Below are 16,344 nucleotides of genomic sequence, written 5' to 3' on the forward strand. Positions count from 1 at the left end.
GTCCGCGTCCGGCTCACCGGCGGCGACGGCGACGGCTCGACGCGGATCGACTACGACGCGGACGCGGTCGTGGGCGGGATGGTCGGCGGCGTCGGCCAGCGGATGCTCGGCAGCGTCGCCAAGCGGACCGCCGGCGAGTTCTTCGCCGCCGTCGAACGCGACCTCACCGCGCCGCCCGCACCCGCCGCCCCGCAACCCGGACCCGCCGCGCAAGCCCCGCCCGAGGCTCAGGCCGTCCCCGCCGGGACGGGCACGGTCTACACGGGACGCGCCGCGGCCGCGCCGGACCGGCCGTCGGTCGCCTGGCCGATGGCCGCCGCGTTCGCCTCCGGCGGCGCCGTGGCCCTCACCGGCGTCGCACTCGGGTACGTCCTGGGACGCCGGTCCCGGACCCGCTGACCCGCCTCGGAAACGCGGACGGCGGGCGCCCCGGAGCCGAACTCGTCCGGGACCGCCCGCCGTTCCGGCGCGTCCGGCCGCTAGCTGACGGCCATCATGTCGACGACGAAGATGAGGGTCTCGCCCGGCTTGATGGCCGGGCTCGGGCTGCGGTCGCCGTAGGCGAGGTGCGGCGGGATGACGAGCTTGCGGCGCCCGCCGACCTTCATGCCGACCAGGCCCATGTCCCAGCCCTTGATGACGCGGCCGCTGCCGAGCTCGAAGTCCAGCGTGGAGCCGCGGTTCCAGGACGCGTCGAACTCCTCGCCGGTCGACCACGACACGCCGACGTAGTGCATCGACACGTTCGAGCCCTTGGCGGCCTCGGCGCCGTCGCCCTCGCTGATGTCGGTGATGTCGAGGTACTCGGGCGGCTGGCCGTCGGGAAAGTCGATCTCGGGGCGTTCAAGCGCCATGAACGGGCTCCAGCGGTCTCGTGAATGCGTCGGTCGGATGGAACCGCCAAGCCTAGTCCCAACGCGGCCTGACGAAAGAACACCGCGCCCGTTGGCAGATCACGACGGTTTCGCAGGTGGGCGCGGTCCGGTAGACCCTAGATCATGGCGAGGCGGCTGCGGATCGGGATCGACACGGGCGGGACGTTCACCGACGTCGTCGCGCTGGACGAGCACGGCGGGGGCCTGGTCACCACCAAGACGCCCTCGACGCCCGCCGACCCCGCGGAGGGGTTCGCGGCGGGCGTCGGCAAGGTGCTCGGCCTGCTCGGCGCCGAGCCGAGGGACGTGGCGGCGCTGTCGCACGGCACGACGGTCGCGACGAACCGGCTCCTGGAGGACCGGATCGACGACCTCGGGTTCGTCACGAACGAGGGCTTCGAGTCCGTCCTGGAGATCGCGCGGCAGAGCGTCCCGGACGGGTACGGCAACAGCTACTTCTGGGTGAAGCCGCCGCGGATCGTCCCGGTGCACCGGGTGCGGGCGGTCGGCGGGCGGCTCGACCACACCGGCGCGGAGCTGCGCCCGTTCGACGAGGCGTCGGCGGTCGCGGCGGCCCGCTGGTTCCGCGACGCGGGGATCGACGCGATCGGGGTGTGCTTCCTGCACTCCTACGCCGACCCGTCGCACGAGCTGGCGATGCGGGACGTCCTGGCGCGCGAGCACCCGGACGCGGTCGTGTCGCTGTCGTGCGAGGTGCTGCGCGAGTACCGGGAGTACGAGCGGTCGGTGACGACGCTGGTGGACGCCGCCGTCAAACCCGCGATGAACGGCTACCTGGCGCGGATCGCCGAACGCGTCGCGTCCCGGCTGCTGGTGATGAAGAGCAACGGGGGCGTGCTGTCGGCGGAGGAGGTCGCCCGGCAGCCGATCACGACCGTCCTGTCCGGCCCGGCGGCGGGGGCGCTGGGCGCGGCGTTCGTCGTCGCGCACCGTGGTCGTGAAACGGGCGGCCATGGCTCGGTGGTCACGCTGGACGGCGGCGGGACGTCCACCGACGTCGCGGTCGTCCTGGACGGCGAGCCGACCCTCACGACCGAGGGGACGATCGGCCGCCATCCCGTCAAGATCCCGATGATCGACATCGTGACGGTCGGGGCGGGCGGCGGCTCGGTCGCGTGGCGGTCGCCCGAGGGCGCGCTGAAGGTCGGCCCGCGCAGCGCCGGCGCCGACCCCGGCCCGCTCTGCTACGGGCGCGGCGGCACCGAGGTCACGGTGACCGACGCGCACGCCGCCCTCGGCCGCATCCCGCCGCACCTGCTCGGCGGCGAGGTGCCCCTGGACGTGGACGCCGCCCGCGCGGGCGTCGCGGCCCTCGCGCAGGAGCTGGGACTGCCGCCCGAGCGGGCCGCCGCCGGCGTCCTGGAGATCTCGGCGTGGAACCAGGCCAACGCCATCCGGCAGATCACGGTGAAGCGCGGCCTGGACGTCCGCGACTACCCGCTGGTCGCGTTCGGCGGCTCCGGCCCGCTGCTCGCGTGCCGCCTGCTCGACATCCTCGGGCTGCCCGCCGCGGTGATCCCCGAGAACCCCGGCAACCTGTCGGCGTTCGGCCTGCTCACGGTGGACGTGAAGAACGACTACGTCCGGACGCGCGTCGTCCGCGACGCCGAACTCGACCCCGCGCTCCTGGACGGCGTCTACGCGGACCTCGAAGGGGAGGCCGCGACCGCCCTCGGACGCGAGGGCTTCACCGGCGACCGGCGCCGCTTCGCGCGTTCCGCCGACCTGCGGTACTACGGGCAGGCGTTCGAGGTGCGGGTCGCGGCGCCCGCCGGGCCGCCGGACGAGGCGTTCCGCGCCGAGGTCGTCCGCCGGTTCCACGACGCCCACGAGGCCCTCTACGGCTACTGCTACCGCGACGACCCACGGCATCCGGTCGAATGGGTCAACCTGCGCGTCTCCGGCATCGGCCCGATCGCCCGCCCGAGCCTGACGGAACGTCCGCACGGCGACGGCGACCCGACGCGCGCCCGGACCGGCACGCGGCCCGTCCACTACGACACCTGGGGCGACACGGCCGTCTACAGGCGCGAGAAGCTGACCCCCGGCGACACCGTCCAGGGCCCCGCCGTGATCGAGGAGTTCGGCTCGACGCTCCCGCTGCATCCCGGCTTCACCGCGAGACTCGACGGCTACGGCAACCTGGTGGTGACCCGATGATCGACCCCATCCTCCTGGAGATCGTCGAGGGCACGCTCGCGTCGGTGGAACGCGAGGTCGAGACGGCCATCGCCCGGACGGCCCGCTCCCCGATGATCCGGGACGCCCACGACTTCCGCGCGGGCATCCACGACCGCCGCCTCCGCAAGCTCACCGGCCGCTCCTACTCGGCGCTCGTCCAGCCGATCGCCCGCGACTTCCCCGTGGCGGAGATGCGTCCGGGCGACGTGTTCTTCCACAACGACGTGTACCTGTCGGAGGGCGGCATCGGGCACCTGCCCGACCTGTGCGTGACGGTCCCCGTGTTCCACGACGGCGAGGTGGTCGCGTTCGTCCAGGCGTTCGGCCACCACGACGACATCGGCGGCGCCGTCCCCGGCTCGATGCCGAGCCACGCCCGCAGCGCGTTCGAAGAGGGCCTGATGGTCCCGCCGATCAAACTGTGGGACCGGGGCGTCCCGAACGAGGCCGCGCTGACCATCATGACCCGCAACTCCCGGATGCCCGACTCCCTGGCCGGCGACCTGGACGCCGAATGCTCCGCCTGCCTCATGGGCGCCCGCCGCCTCGGCGACCTGTTCGCCCGCTACGGCCGCGCCGGCATCGAGGCGTGCTTCGACGCCGTCATCGACAAGACCACCGAGACGTTCCGCCGCGAGCTGCTCTCCAAGATCCCGGACGGGACGTTCGTCTGGGAGGACTACGCCGAGCACGACGGCGTCGACCCGCCCCGCCTGCACGCCCAGCGCATCACGCTGACCGTCGACAAGGCCGCGGACGTCCCCCTGGTCATCGACTTCGCCGGAACGTCGCCCCAGGCCAAGGGCCCCATCAACCACGCCGGGGACTACGCGGACGGCGTCTTCCTGAAGAAGTGGCTGGCGCCCGTCCTGCGGAACCTGGCCGACCCCCCCGAACGCGCCGCCGAACTGGACGTGAACGAGGGCGTGGTTCCGCTCATCGAGATGCGCTTCCCGGAGAAGGGGACCCTCCTCACCCCCGTCTTCCCGGCCCCGACCAACGCCCGGACCTTCGTCATCCTGCGCCTCCTCGGCGTCCTCGCGGGCGTCCTGGCCAAGGCCACGGGCGGCCGGATGCCCGCCGACCAGGAGACGATCCGCTACACCGGCGTCTACGGCGAGGACGACCGCGGCCCGTACCTGATGCGCGAGGTCCTCGGCGGAGGCTCCGGCGGCCGCTACTACGCCGACGGGGAGGACACCATCCACGTCGTGCCCGACTCCCGCAACATCCCCGCCGAGTTCGCCGAGGCGCGCTGGCCGTTCGTCGTCGAACGCCTCGGCCTGGCCGTCGACTCCGGCGGGCCCGGGGAGCACCGCGGCGGCCTCGGCTACGACAAGCACCTGCGCATGCTCCGCGACGCCCACTACATGTCGATCGCCGACCGGTCCATCCTGTCCTGCTGGGGCGTCAACGGGGGCCGCGCGGGACGTCCCTTCCGCGTCGACATCGACGGCGAGGAGATGGAAGGCCTCGTGGACGGCCATCCCGTCAAGGCCGGCCAGATCATCCGCATCCGCACCACGGGCGGCGGCGGGTGGGGCGACCCGCTGAACCGCGTCCCGTCCCGCGTGGCCGACGACGTCCGCGACGGCAAGGTCTCTCCCGAAGGCGCCCGAACCGACTACGGCGTAGTACTGAACAATGGCCAAGTGGACGAGGAAGCGACCACGACCTTGCGCACACGCCTGCGCGCCGAACGACCCCCCACCCCGTTCTTCGACCGGGGCCCCGGCTACCCGGAACTCTCCGGAGGTCTCCGGTCCGCCGGCCTCGACACCCTCGGAGAAGGCACCTCGCGGGCGGTCAGCCGGAACGCCGATACAGAATGACGGCCGGCCGCCTGCGTTCACGCACCGCGCGGCGAGAGGAGCCGTTCACGCGGTTGCCCGAACGCGTCGATCATCATCGGCGGGACATCCGTGCACGCCAGGCTTCGGCCTCGTCCGGGCGGTCCGTTTCCGCCATCAGGACGGCCAGCCGTTCCATGGCGCCATCGTGTCCCTTCCCGGCCGCGGCGGTGAGCCAGGACTCGGCGTCCTGGAGCTCGCCCGCCTCCTGCTTCAGGCGTCCGAGATTGGCCATCCCGTCGACGTTGCCGGTGTCGGCCGCCCGCCGGAACCAGAGTGCGGCGTCCGCGTGGTCTCCCCGGACGACGTACTGGATGGCCAGGTTGTTCATCGCGATGTCGAGACCGGCCTCGGCCGCGCGCCGGTACCAGCCCATCGCCTCATCGCGGTGACCGGTACGGCTGAGGCGCGACCCCAGATCGTTCATCGCCGGCGCATGGCCCGCCACGGCGGCCCGGCGATACCACCGCTCCGCCTCGTCCTCGGGCACGGAACGTCCCAGTTCGTACATCGACCACGGGTCGCCGGTCCGGGCGGCGCGCTCGAGCCACGTCCGGGCGTCGCCGTCGTCGCCCGCCTCCCAGCCGAGCCACACCATGCATTTGACCGAGGCGAGTTCGCCTTCCTCGGCCGCAGGACGGAAGTGGCGCCTCGCGGCTTCGACCATTCCGAACCGGCCCAGCCGCGCACACCACGAGGACGCGGCGTGATCATCGTCCTCGGCCGCCGCCTGCCGCAGCGCGATCTTGGCCGCAGGGCCGATTCCCTCGGAAAGCCCGTCATCACCGCTCATGGCACCAAGCTACTGACGGTGATCACACCGTGATGCCGGTTTCGCCGGATGTGATCGATTCAAGGGACGATGCGCGCCCAGACCCATTTGCCCCCGCCAGGGTCGCGGGTCGCGCCGCATGCGGCGGACAGCGCCTTGACGATGTGGAGCCCCCAGCCGCCGTTGTCGTCGAACGCCTGCTCCGAGAGGTCGAGCTCTTCGAGGGTGAGTTCGGTCATCGGCTTGACGCGCGGGAGTTCGCAGGCGGCGTCCCAGACGGCGATGACGACCCCGTGAGCGTCCCGGCTGAGCTGGAGACGCAGTTCCTTGTGCCGAGTCTGCTCGCCCGCGTTGGTGACGAGTTCCGAGACGATGAGAAGCGCATTGTCGAGAATGTGAAAATAGCCCCATTTGCGGATTCGTGCGTCCACAAGAGTGCGTGCAAGCCCCACTGAGGCCGGTGTGCCCATAAGGGGGATGAGCAGGTCCCCGGTCGCCGTCATCACCATCGTCCCGTCCTTGTCCGAGTTTCCGATTTCCTGCGACAAGGATCACCGGGGTTGTCTAGCCTTCTGTTGTACCCCCAGAAGTTGAAAACCAAGGAGACGCGATGTCCCCCGTTCGCGAGCCCTTGGACCCTCGGATCTCCATGTGGCACTTCCTGGCCTTCTTCATGCGTTTCATGCGGGAGAAGGCCGGCCTGTCGCTCGCCCAGTGCGGCGAGATCATGGGGGCTGCGCGGTCCACTGTTTCCAACTTGGAGGCGGGCAGGCGCCGTCCTCAGGACGATCAAATGCGAATGCTGGACCGGCACTACGGGACGGGTCTGCTTTTTCAGCTCATTCTCTGGTTTGCCCGAATGGCCCATGATCCGGATTGGGCGCGTCAGTGCATGGAGTACGAGAAGCGATCCACGGCGATCAAGACCTACCACGGGAAGGCGATACCTCGGCCGTTCCAGACCGAGGGGTACATTCGCGCGCTTCTCGAAACGGAGACGACCACGGACATCGAGGCCGGGATTGCCATGCGTGTGGAACGGCAGGCCTTGATCTTGGAACGCTCGGACGCGCCCACGCTGTGGGTGCTCGTGGACGAGAGTGTTCTGGCGTCTCCCATCGGTGGTCCCGAGGTCATGAAGCACCAACTGGAGCACCTGCTCGACATGGCCAGCCACCAGAACGTCATCATGCGGGTCGTGCCGACTGCGGCTGGCGCTCACCAGGGATTCGACGGGCCGTTCCAGGTGATCTGTCTGGAGGAGCGGGACGTCGCCTACGCCGGTGCCCAACACGGCGGACGCTTGATCGAGAGCCCCATCGAGGTGAGGGACTTTTCGACTAGGTTCGAACGTATCGGTGCGAAGGCCCTCCCCGAAGACGCCTCGCGTGCCCTCGTCGAGCACGACTTGGAGCAGTACTCATGATCGTTCATTGGCGGACGAGCAGTCACAGCGGTGGCACCAATGACCATCAGTGCGTTGAGCTGGGACGACTTGCGCCGGGCGTTGGGATCGGGATGCGTGACTCGAAGGACCCGGATGGGGGACACCTCACCCTGACCGTGGCCGAGTTCGCCGCGCTGCTGGACGGCATCAAGCGCCACTCGGAGTCGTAGCCGACTTAGAGGGCAGGCGGCCCAGCGCCCCTCCCCGTCCGGCCGGGCGGGAGCGTAAGGCGTTCGATCGTGTACTCACCCCCGGAGGTGCGATGTGGAGTTGGCGTGGTGGCTCCCCGTAGCGGCGGTGCTCGGCATCGTTCTCGGTATCTCGTTCGCTTGCGTTGCCGTCAAGCGTCGAAGGGGCGAGCGGGAGGCGCGGAATCCGAACTGGAGGGCCGAGCAGCAGGAGGCCCGGCGCGCAGCGGCACTCGATCGGGAGGTCGCCCGGGTGGAGGCCGCACGGCGTGAGATGGCCGAGCGGGTGGCGGCCCGGCAGGCGGAGGTCGATCGGGCGGCCGAGCGGCTGGGAGGCGACGCCCGGAAGGCCGCCGAGGAGATGTCGGCTGAGATCGCGCGCCGGGCCGAGGAGGCGGCGCTCCGGGCCGAGGAGGGCCTGCGTCAGCTCCGCCGCCGTCAGGACGGGTGACGACGGGCGATGTCCCGGTCCGCCGCGGCCTGACCGGAACTTCGGCGTCGATCGTATGGGTGCGATGAACCTGACGACGCCACCTCGTTTCACCGTGTCCTGAAGCGGTGCTGGGTGAAGGTGGTGCCGTCCACGAGGAGGTCGGAGCGGGCGCGGGTTCCGTCTTCGGTGAAATGGGTCAGTTCGCGCGCGGCCCAGGCGTCCCAGGCTTCGGCGTACTCGGGGCCGTCGCGGTCGAGGGCGCGGGCGCGGCGGAGGTCGTGGGGTGCGTCGATCCAGATGCGGTAGGCGGCCGGTGACTCCGCCCAGGCCGCGCCGACGCCTTCGACGATGAGGACGGGGGCGGGAGGGATCTCCTCCTGCGGGCCGTAGCGGTCGTGGTGCCAGTCGTAGCGGCGCAGGACGGCGGGCCGGCCGTCGCGGAGGGGGCCGAGGACCGTCTCCCGCAGGGGACGCCACCAGGTGAGGGGGTCGGCGTCCCACGGCACGCTGAAATCGTCCGAGCGGATGATCGGCGCTCCGGCGAGGACGGCGGCCAGGTGGTCGCTGAACGTGGACTTCCCCGCGCCGCTCGGGCCGTCCACCGCGACCAGGCGCACCGGGCCGCAGGACGGCGGCAGGGTGAGCAGGCGCGCGGCGAGCGCGGGGTAGGTCACGGTTGCGTCCGGCACGGACGGCATACTTCCAGGTGCCGGTCCCCGGAGGGAGAACGTCGTGGAGAGGGGCGAGTGATGGACCTGCTCGGCGAGTCGGGCGGCCCGGTGCGGGTCGCCGGACGGGACCTGGCGCGCGACGAACTGCTCGGCTGGGCGTCCGCCGTCGCCGCGGAGATCCGGGGCGCCGGAGCCGTCGCGGTCCATGCCACGGCGACGCTGGAGACGGTCGCGGCCGTCGCCGGCGGCGTCCTCGCGGGCGTCCCGGTGGTGCCGGTGCCGCCCGACTCGGGCCCCGCCGAGCGCGCCCACATCCTCGGCGACTCGGGCGCGAGCCTCCTGCTGGCCGCGGGCGGGGTGGAACCGGCGGACGGGGAGCCGCCGCTGATTCCCGTCGACGCGCTCCCTCGCAACGGAAGCGGGCACGCCCCGGTAAATGCCGCCGCGACCGCGATGATCCTCTACACGAGCGGGACGACCGGTGCCCCCAAGGGCGTCCTGATCTCGCGGGGCGCGATCGCCGCCGGGCTGGACGCCCTCGCCGAAGCCTGGGAGTGGACCCCCGACGACGTCCTGGTGCACGGTCTGCCCCTCTTCCACGTGCACGGTCTCGTCCTCGGGGTCCTGGGAGCCCTCCGGGTGGGGTCGCCGCTCGTCCACACGGGACGTCCCAGACCCGAGGCGTATGCGGCCGCGGCGCAGGACGACGGCGGGAGCCTGTTCTTCGGCGTCCCCACCGTCTGGTCGAGGACGGCGGCGGAACCCTCCACGGCGCGGGCTCTCCGCACCGCGCGGCTGCTCGTCTCCGGCAGCGCGCCGCTTCCCGTGCCCGTCTTCGAGCGCCTCACGGAACTCACCGGCCACCGTCCGGTCGAGCGCTACGGCATGACCGAGACCCTCATCACGGTCAGCGCGCGCGCCGGCGGCGACCGGCGACCCGGATACGTGGGCACGCCGCTGCCCGGCGTCGAGACCCGGCTGATGGGCGAGGACGGCGCGCCCGTCCCGCACGACGGGGAGACGCCCGGTGAGCTGCACGTCCGGGCTCCGCTGCTGTTCAAGGGCTACCTCAACCGTCCCGAGGCCACCGCGGAGTCGTTCGCGGCGGACGGCTGGTTCCGCACCGGCGACATCGCGGCCGTCGGCCCGGACGGCTGGCACCGGATCGTCGGCCGCGCGTCCACCGACCTCATCAAGAGCGGCGGCTACCGGATCGGCGCCGGCGAGATCGAGAACGCGCTGCTCGCGCACCCGGACGTCCGCGAGGCCGCCGTCGTCGGCACTCCCCACGACGACCTCGGCGAGCAGGTCACCGCCTTCGTGGTCGCCGACGGCGTGGGGGAGAAGCAGCTCGTCGACTTCGTCGCCGGGCGCCTGTCGGTGCACAAGCGTCCCCGCGTGGTGCACCTGGTCGGCTCCCTGCCCCGCAACGCCATGGGCAAGGTCGTCAAGACGCGCCTGACCGACCTGACGCGGTAGGGCCCGCGCCTCAGGGGAGGAGTTCGGCGAGGACGGGCCGGACGAGGTCGCGGGCCGCCGACTCCGGCAGGTCCGGGGCCTCCGCGCCCTCGGCGAAGTAGCGCAGGAACCCCTGCTGGAAGCAGGCGCCCATCAGCAGGGCCGCTACGGCGCCCGTGTCGGCGCGGTCCGCGACGCGGCCGAGGTCGCGCTCGGCGTCCAGGTACCGGGCCAGCGCGCGCACCGGCTCGTGCGGGCCCGCGTCGTACTTGCGCAGCGACTCCCGGGTCGCCTCCATCAGCCGCGGCTGCGACGCCAGCGACGCCATCATCGGGAACGCGAGGCGGTAGAAGCGCAGGCCGCCGTGCACGGCCGCGACGAGGTTGGCCTCCACGGTGCCCTCGCCGGGGGCGTACGTCGAGGTGAACGCGGGCATCCGCTCCTTGAGGACGTGCATCATCAGCTCCTCCTTGTCGCGGAAGTGCTTGTAGAGCAGCGCCTCGGAGTAGCCGGCCGCCCTGGCGATCTCCTTGGTCGTGGCGCGCGCCACTCCGTGCCGGCGCATGATGTCCGCCGCGGCGTCCAGGATCCGTTCCCGTGCGCTCAATGAGGCCCCCTTGACGGGTGAGTGAATACTAACCATGCTAGGGGTTAGTAAAGATTCACCAACCACCCTGGGGGTAAGAATGCGGCTCACGATCTTCGGTGCGACCGGCGGGACCGGCGCCCGGCTCGTCCGGCGTGCGCTGGACGGCGGGGACGAGGTGACGGCCGTCGTCCGCGACCCGGCACGGCTGCCCGGCGAACTGCGTTCCGCCGCCGACGTCGTCCAAGCCGACGTCATGGATCCGGCCGCGATCGAGAAGGCGGTGACGGGCCGCGACGCGGTCATCACCGCGATCGGCACCCGCGAGGGCCGCGCGCCGACGAGCGTCTGCGCGGACAGCGCGCACGCCATCGCCGGCGCGATGAAGGCCGCGGGAACCCGGCGGCTGGTGGTCGTGAGCGCGTCCGGGCTCGACGCCGGGCCGGGCGACGATCCGCTCACCCGCTTCGTGGTCAAACCGCTCATCCTGCAGCGGATCCTGAAGCACGCCTTCGCCGACATGCGCGCCGCCGAGGACGCCACCCGCGCCTCCGGGCTCGACTGGACGATCGTCCGCCCGCCCCGCCTCACCGAAGGTCCGGGCGCCGGCCGCTACCGCAAGGCCGTCGACCGCCACGTCCTCGGCGGCTTCTCGATGGCCCGCGCCGACCTCGCCTCCGCGCTGCTCGACCTCGCGGGCGACGCCTCCTCCATCGGGCACGTCGTCGCCGTCGCCCGCTGAGCGGCGGCACGTGACACCTGTCATGCCGATCGCGTGACAGGCGCCGCCGGAACCGGTGACACGAGCGTCTACCGGCGGACCCGCGGCCTCGCGAGGCTGGACGCATGCAGACGAACCCAGCCATCCACGTCGACGGCCTCCGGCAGCGGTACGGGGACTTCGAGGCCGTCGCGGGGATCTCCTTCGAGGTCGCGGCAGGCGAGCTCTTCGCGCTCCTCGGCACGAACGGCGCCGGCAAGACGACCACGCTCGAAGCCCTGGAGGGACACCGGGCCGTCCACGAGGGAACGGTCCGGGTCCTCGGGCACGACCCGCACCGGGAACGCCGCAAGGTGCGCCCGCGGATCGGCATCATGCTCCAGGACGGCGGCTTCTTCACCGACCTCACCGTCGCCGAGACCGTCGACCACTGGCGCGGGTTCACCCCGGCGGCGCGCGACCGGGACGAGGTCATCGGCACGGTCGGCCTGGCGGACAAGGCCGCCGTGCGGGTCCGGCAGCTGTCCGGCGGCCAGAAACGCCGCCTCGACCTCGCGCTCGCGCTGACCGGCCGTCCCGCCGTCCTCTTCCTCGACGAGCCGACGACCGGCATGGACCCCGAGGCCCGGCACGCCACCTGGAAGATCGTCCGGGATCTGGTGGCGGGCGGGACGACCGTGCTGCTGACCACCCACTACCTGGAGGAGGCCGAGCACCTCGCCGACCACCTCGCGATCCTGCACCGCGGCCGGATCGAGACGTCCGGGACGGTCGGCGAGGTCGTCGCCGGGCACGGCGACCGCATCAGCTTCCAGGTGCCCGAGCGTCTCCAGGGCGCCGACCTCCCCGGCCTCCACGGCGCCCACGCCGAGATCTCCCTGGACGGCGGCCGCGCCATCGCCTCCTACACCGTGACGGACGTCGGGCTCCAGGCAGGCCTGTACGAGCTGCTGCGCTGGGCCGACGAGAAACAGGTCAGCCTGCACGGCCTGGAGGCGCGCAGCGCCTCGCTCGAAGACGTCTTCCTCCGCACCGCCGCAGGAGTCACCCGATGAACGTCCCCGTGAACCTCACCGCCATGCTCCGCGTCGCCCGCCTCGACCTCACCCTCCTCTGGCGCAACCGGACCATCCTGTTCATCGTGTTCGGCCTGCCCGTGCTGTTCGGGGCCATGCTCGTCCCGACGCGCGGCCAGGAGGCGGACGGCGTGGACCTCGCGCTCCTGCAAGGCACCGGCCACCTCGGCTTCTTCCTCATCTTCGCCGTCTTCATGAACCTCGCGACCGTCTTCACCGCACGCCGCGAGGACGTCACGCTCAAGCGGATGCGCGGCACCGCCCTGTCGGACGCCGAGATCATCGGCGGCAGCGTGCTGTCGGCGACGGCGATGTACCTCGTCCAGGTGGCGGCGCTGCTGGTGCTGCTCGGCACGGTCCTCGGCGGCGGGTTCCCGGCGTACCCGCTGCTGCTCCTGGCCGGACTCCTCGGCGGCGCCGCCGTGTTCGCGCTGCTGGCGTTCGCGGTCTCCGGCCTGACCCCCAACGCCGAGATGTCCCAGCTCACCGTGCTGCCGATCATGTTCGCCTGCATGCTGGGCGCCGGCGTGATGTTCCCGCTGGACGTGCTGCCGGGCGCGGTCGCCGAGGCGTGCCGCTGGCTGCCGCTCAGCCCGGTCGTCGAGATCACCCGGACCGCCTACTTCGGACAGGACTTCGCCGACCACTCCGCCCATCCGCCCGTGGACCGGCTGGAGGCCTGGAGAACCTGCGCCCAGGCGGGCGCCGCCCTGGTCTTCTGGCTCGCCATCGGCCGGCTGGCGTCGTCGCGCTGGTTCCGCTGGGAGCCGCGGCACGCCTGAGGGCGCGGCCACCGGACGCGGCCACCGAATACAGTGCGAGGCGAGGAGGACCATGACATGGCGGTCGCGACCACGGCGGACCTTGAAGCGCAGGACACCCGCAGACTGGAACGCTACAGGCGGGTGACGCACCGCTCGTTCATGCTGGCCGCCCTCGGGTTCATCCTGCCGAGCCTGATCGGGCTGATCGCCGCCTACGGCGACGGCCGCGTCGGAGTCCCGGTCGCGCTCGCGGTGATCGCGGGCCTCGGCGCCCTCACCTGGGGCTATTCGCGGCTCGTCCGGACGGGCCTGGAGGGCGGGGCGTCCCTGCGCGACATCGTGCTCAGCGGCGCCGTCGCCGCCGCCCTGAGCCTGATGATCCTCGTCAACCCCCTGTTCAATGTACTCGCGGTCTTCTGGGTCTCCGCGGTGGCGTTGTCGCCGAGGACCCGGCGGGAGATCATCGCACTCTGCCTCGGCGCCGCCGCGTTCTGCTCGGTGCTCAGCACGGTCGCGGTGGAGCGCCTCAATCCGGGCGGGGACCTGCCCTGGTACGGCCTCCTCGCCATCACGTTCCCGCTGTACGTCGCCATCTGCTGGGTCGTCGTGTTCACCAACCGGTACCAGCGCCGCATGTGGATCATGCACCAGGAGACGCACGCGGCCCGCGACGCCCTCGCCCGCCTCGCGGTGACCGAGGAGCGGCTCCGCTTCTCCCGCGACCTGCACGACCTGCTCGGCCACAGCCTCTCGCTGATCGCTGTCAAGAGCGAGCTGGCGATCCGGATGACCGAGACCGACCCGGCCCGCGCCGGCGCCGAGATGGCCGACGTCCGCAACACCGCCCGGGAGGCGCTCCGGGAGGTGCGGGCCGCCGTCAGCGGATACCGCGAAGTGGAACTGGACGTCGAGCTGGCCGGCGCCCGCGCCGTGCTGGAGGCGGCCGGGATCCGCTGCGAGGCCGGCGAGCTGCCGGGCGCGCTGCCCCCGGAGGTCCGCGCGGTGCTGGCCTGGGTGATCCGGGAGGGCACCACCAACGTGATCAAGCACAGCCAGGCCGCGCGATGCGCCGTCTCGCTCACGTCCTACGGTGACTCGGTGGCCCTGGAGATGCGCAACGACGGCGCCTCCGGCGGCGACGGCACGGACGGGTCCGGCCTCACCGGCCTCGCCGAGCGCGTCGCCGTGCTCGGCGGCGAGATCACCGCGGGCCGCCACGGGCGCGGCGACTTCGTGCTGCGTGCGGACATCCCGCTCCCCGGCCCGGACACGGACGAGGACGAGGACACCGCCCCTGAGGCCGTGCCCGCCTCGACGGCGGGGAGGAGCGCGTGATCCGCATCCTGCTCGCCGACGACGAGCACCTCATCCGCGGCGCCGTCGCCGCACTGCTCGGCCTGGAGAGCGACCTGGAGGTCGTCGCCGAGGTCGGACGCGGGGACGAGGTGGCCCCCGCCGTCGCCGAGCACGACCCGGACGTCGCCGTCCTCGACATCGAGATGCCCGGCGCGGACGGCCTCACCGTCGCCGAGCGGCTCAGCGCGTCCGGCGCCCGCTGCTCGGTGTGCATCCTCACGAGCTTCGGCCGTCCCGGCTACCTGCGCCGCGCCATGGCCGCCGGGGTCCGCGGCTTCGTCGCCAAGGACGCCCCCACGCAGGAACTCGCCGCCGCGATCCGCAAGGTCCACGGCGGCGGCCGCTACCTCGACGCCGAACTCGCCGCCGGCGCGATGGCCGCGGGCGACAACCCGCTCACCGGCCGCGAGCGCGAGGTCCTCCGCCTCACCGGCACCGGCACCGAGACCGCCCGCGTCGCCGCCGTCCTCCACCTGTCCGAGGGCACCGTCCGCAACTACCTCTCCACCGCGATGACCAAGCTCGGCGAATCCAACCGCCTCGCCGCCTTCCAGGCCGCCAAGCAGATGGGCTGGATCTGACTGCGTTAAGTAACGGGTATGCGGCATCATGTAGCTCCCCTTGTGGGATGGTCCGCTCGGACAGGGGTTCCCAGACTCCAGGGGACCGTGCTCCCCGCGCACGCGGGGATGGGCCAGTAGGCTTGCGCCGTGATCGAGCCACTGGTCCACCGCATGCGGGGATTCGGTGAGACGGTCTTCGCTGAGATGTCCGCGTTGGCCGCTCGTACCGGATCCATCAATCTAGGCCAGGGATTTCCCGATACCGGTCCCGCGGAGGCCGTCCTCGACGCGGCGGTGGAGGCCATCCGGTCCGGGGACAACCAGTACCCTCCCGGTCCGGGGCTGCCGGAACTGCGGGAGGCGGTGGCGGCGCAGCGGCTCGGGCGGTACGGGCTGCCGTACGACCCGGCGACCGAGGTCTTCGTGACCGTGGGCGCCACCGAGGGCATCGCGGCGTCGGTGCTGGCGCTGGCCGGGCCGGGCGACGAGGTCATCGTCTTCGAGCCGTACTACGACTCCTACGCGGCCGTGATCGCGCTCGCCGGAGCCGTCCGCCGGCCCGTCATGCTCCGCCCGGCGGAGGGCCGCTTCACCTTCGACCCCGACGAGCTGCGCGCCGCCGTCGGCCCCCGCACCCGGGCGATCCTGGTGAACTCGCCGCACAACCCGGCCGGCACCGTGTTCACGCGCGCCGAGCTGGAGGCCATCGCGGACGTCTGCCGCGACCGCGACCTGGTCGCGATCACCGACGAGGTCTACGAGTACCTGACGTTCGACGAGACCGAGCACATCCCCCTGGCCACGCTCGACGGCATGCGCGAGCGGACGGTGTCGGTGTCGTCCGCGGGCAAGTCGTTCTCGGTCACCGGATGGAAGACCGGCTGGGTGACGGCGCCCGCTCCCTACATACGGGCCGTCCAGACGGTGAAGCAGTTCCTCACCTACGCGGTCAACGCCCCCTACCAGCGGGCCGCCGCGTACGCGCTGGCCAACGAGCTCCCCTGGGTGGAGGAACTGCGCAAGTCCCTCCAGGCCAAACGGGACCGCCTCATCAGCGGCCTGGAGGCCGCCGGGTTCACCACGTACCGTCCGCAGGGCACCTACTTCGTGCAGGCCGACATCCGGCCGCTCGGATTCACCGACGGCATCGAGCTGACCCGTGCACTGCCGGAGCAGGCGGGCGTCGTCGCGATCCCGACGCAGGTCTTCTACGACCACGCCGAAGCGGGCGCGCACTTCGTCCGCTTCGCGTTCTGCAAGAAGGACGAGGTCATCGACGAGGCCGTCGAACGCTTGTCCCGCCTCCGCTGATTTCTCCGGCACCGCTGTAAACGGAGCCGCCCCGACGGGATTACCTCACGACAACCGATCCCGACGGGAGG

18 protein-coding genes are annotated in these 16,344 nt (G+C 72.1%); 13 read left to right on the top strand and 5 right to left on the bottom strand.

Features of this window, described 5'->3' with window-relative positions; genetic code table 11:
* A partial coding sequence (locus E1285_RS14260) for an SRPBCC domain-containing protein (RefSeq protein WP_279510063.1) occupies positions 1-399 on the top strand: 399 nt, incomplete at its 5' end.
* Between the two features lie 80 nt (positions 400-479).
* Here the strand turns inward: E1285_RS14260 and E1285_RS14265 are convergent.
* Positions 480-854, bottom strand: a complete 375-nt coding sequence (locus tag E1285_RS14265; RefSeq protein ID WP_132152062.1) for an FKBP-type peptidyl-prolyl cis-trans isomerase — start codon at positions 852-854, stop codon at positions 480-482.
* 144 nt (positions 855-998) lie between these two features.
* Here E1285_RS14265 and E1285_RS14270 point away from each other — a divergent pair, with 144 nt between their 5' ends.
* Entirely contained in the window at positions 999-3,056 is a 2,058-nt protein-coding gene (locus tag E1285_RS14270) for a hydantoinase/oxoprolinase family protein (RefSeq protein WP_132152064.1), read from the top strand.
* Positions 3,053-4,909, top strand: a complete 1,857-nt coding sequence (locus tag E1285_RS14275) for a hydantoinase B/oxoprolinase family protein (protein ID WP_132152066.1) — start codon at positions 3,053-3,055, stop codon at positions 4,907-4,909. The genes E1285_RS14270 and E1285_RS14275 overlap by 4 nt, the downstream gene beginning before the upstream one ends.
* A 73-nt stretch (positions 4,910-4,982) precedes the next feature.
* On the opposite strand, the gene E1285_RS14280 is transcribed toward E1285_RS14275, so the two are convergent.
* Together E1285_RS14280 and E1285_RS14285 are read right to left on the bottom strand one after the other, a co-directional pair.
* The gene (locus tag E1285_RS14280) at positions 4,983-5,720 is read right to left on the bottom strand and encodes a tetratricopeptide repeat protein (RefSeq protein ID WP_132152068.1); all 738 of its coding nucleotides are present in this window, start codon (positions 5,718-5,720) and stop codon (positions 4,983-4,985) included.
* 59 nt (positions 5,721-5,779) lie between these two features.
* Positions 5,780-6,208 (bottom strand): ATP-binding protein, encoded by a 429-nt coding sequence (locus tag E1285_RS14285; protein ID WP_132152070.1) that lies wholly within the window; start codon positions 6,206-6,208, stop codon positions 5,780-5,782.
* 140 nt (positions 6,209-6,348) lie between these two features.
* On the opposite strand from E1285_RS14285, the gene E1285_RS14290 reads away from it, so the two are divergent.
* From E1285_RS14290 to E1285_RS45590, 3 genes are all read left to right on the top strand, one after another.
* Entirely contained in the window at positions 6,349-7,125 is a 777-nt protein-coding gene (locus E1285_RS14290; protein ID WP_165966612.1) for a helix-turn-helix transcriptional regulator, read from the top strand.
* Complete coding sequence (locus E1285_RS14295; RefSeq protein ID WP_132152074.1) at positions 7,122-7,316, top strand: DUF397 domain-containing protein; 195 nt, start codon at positions 7,122-7,124, stop codon at positions 7,314-7,316. The genes E1285_RS14290 and E1285_RS14295 overlap by 4 nt, the downstream gene beginning before the upstream one ends.
* Positions 7,317-7,410: 94 nt before the next feature.
* Positions 7,411-7,785, top strand: a complete 375-nt coding sequence (locus E1285_RS45590) for a hypothetical protein (RefSeq protein ID WP_165966613.1) — start codon at positions 7,411-7,413, stop codon at positions 7,783-7,785.
* Between the two features lie 89 nt (positions 7,786-7,874).
* Here E1285_RS45590 and E1285_RS14300 read toward each other — a convergent pair whose 3' ends face one another.
* Positions 7,875-8,456 (bottom strand): AAA family ATPase, encoded by a 582-nt coding sequence (locus E1285_RS14300; RefSeq protein ID WP_243722776.1) that lies wholly within the window; start codon positions 8,454-8,456, stop codon positions 7,875-7,877.
* Between the two features lie 60 nt (positions 8,457-8,516).
* Here E1285_RS14300 and E1285_RS14305 point away from each other — a divergent pair, with 60 nt between their 5' ends.
* The gene (locus E1285_RS14305) at positions 8,517-9,917 is read left to right on the top strand and encodes an acyl-CoA synthetase (protein ID WP_132152078.1); all 1,401 of its coding nucleotides are present in this window, start codon (positions 8,517-8,519) and stop codon (positions 9,915-9,917) included.
* Between the two features lie 10 nt (positions 9,918-9,927).
* Here E1285_RS14305 and E1285_RS14310 read toward each other — a convergent pair whose 3' ends face one another.
* Complete coding sequence (locus tag E1285_RS14310) at positions 9,928-10,503, bottom strand: TetR/AcrR family transcriptional regulator (protein ID WP_132152080.1); 576 nt, start codon at positions 10,501-10,503, stop codon at positions 9,928-9,930.
* A 79-nt stretch (positions 10,504-10,582) separates the two neighbouring features.
* Here E1285_RS14310 and E1285_RS14315 point away from each other — a divergent pair, with 79 nt between their 5' ends.
* The 6 genes from E1285_RS14315 to E1285_RS14340 all read left to right on the top strand — a co-directional run bounded on the left by E1285_RS14315 (position 10,583) and on the right by E1285_RS14340 (position 16,273).
* Positions 10,583-11,224 carry an NAD(P)H-binding protein gene (locus E1285_RS14315; RefSeq protein WP_132152082.1) on the top strand — a complete coding sequence of 214 codons (642 nt, stop codon included), beginning with the start codon at positions 10,583-10,585 and terminating at the stop codon, positions 11,222-11,224.
* Between the two features lie 104 nt (positions 11,225-11,328).
* The gene (locus tag E1285_RS14320; RefSeq protein ID WP_132152084.1) at positions 11,329-12,258 is read left to right on the top strand and encodes an ABC transporter ATP-binding protein; all 930 of its coding nucleotides are present in this window, start codon (positions 11,329-11,331) and stop codon (positions 12,256-12,258) included.
* A complete protein-coding gene (locus tag E1285_RS14325) occupies positions 12,255-13,061 on the top strand; it encodes an ABC transporter permease (protein ID WP_132152086.1) in 807 nt (268 codons plus the stop codon). The genes E1285_RS14320 and E1285_RS14325 overlap by 4 nt, the downstream gene beginning before the upstream one ends.
* Positions 13,062-13,118: 57 nt before the next feature.
* Positions 13,119-14,378 carry a histidine kinase gene (locus E1285_RS14330; protein ID WP_207946593.1) on the top strand — a complete coding sequence of 420 codons (1,260 nt, stop codon included), beginning with the start codon at positions 13,119-13,121 and terminating at the stop codon, positions 14,376-14,378.
* Positions 14,375-14,980, top strand: coding sequence for a response regulator transcription factor (locus E1285_RS14335; protein WP_132152088.1), 606 nt, complete (start codon positions 14,375-14,377; stop codon positions 14,978-14,980). Before E1285_RS14330 ends, E1285_RS14335 begins: the two co-directional genes overlap by 4 nt.
* A 129-nt stretch (positions 14,981-15,109) precedes the next feature.
* Entirely contained in the window at positions 15,110-16,273 is a 1,164-nt protein-coding gene (locus tag E1285_RS14340) for a pyridoxal phosphate-dependent aminotransferase (protein ID WP_132152090.1), read from the top strand.
* The last annotated feature ends 71 nt before the right edge of the window (positions 16,274-16,344 follow it).

The organism is Actinomadura sp. 7K507, from assembly GCF_004348425.1.
Lineage (GTDB): Bacteria > Actinomycetota > Actinomycetes > Streptosporangiales > Streptosporangiaceae > Spirillospora.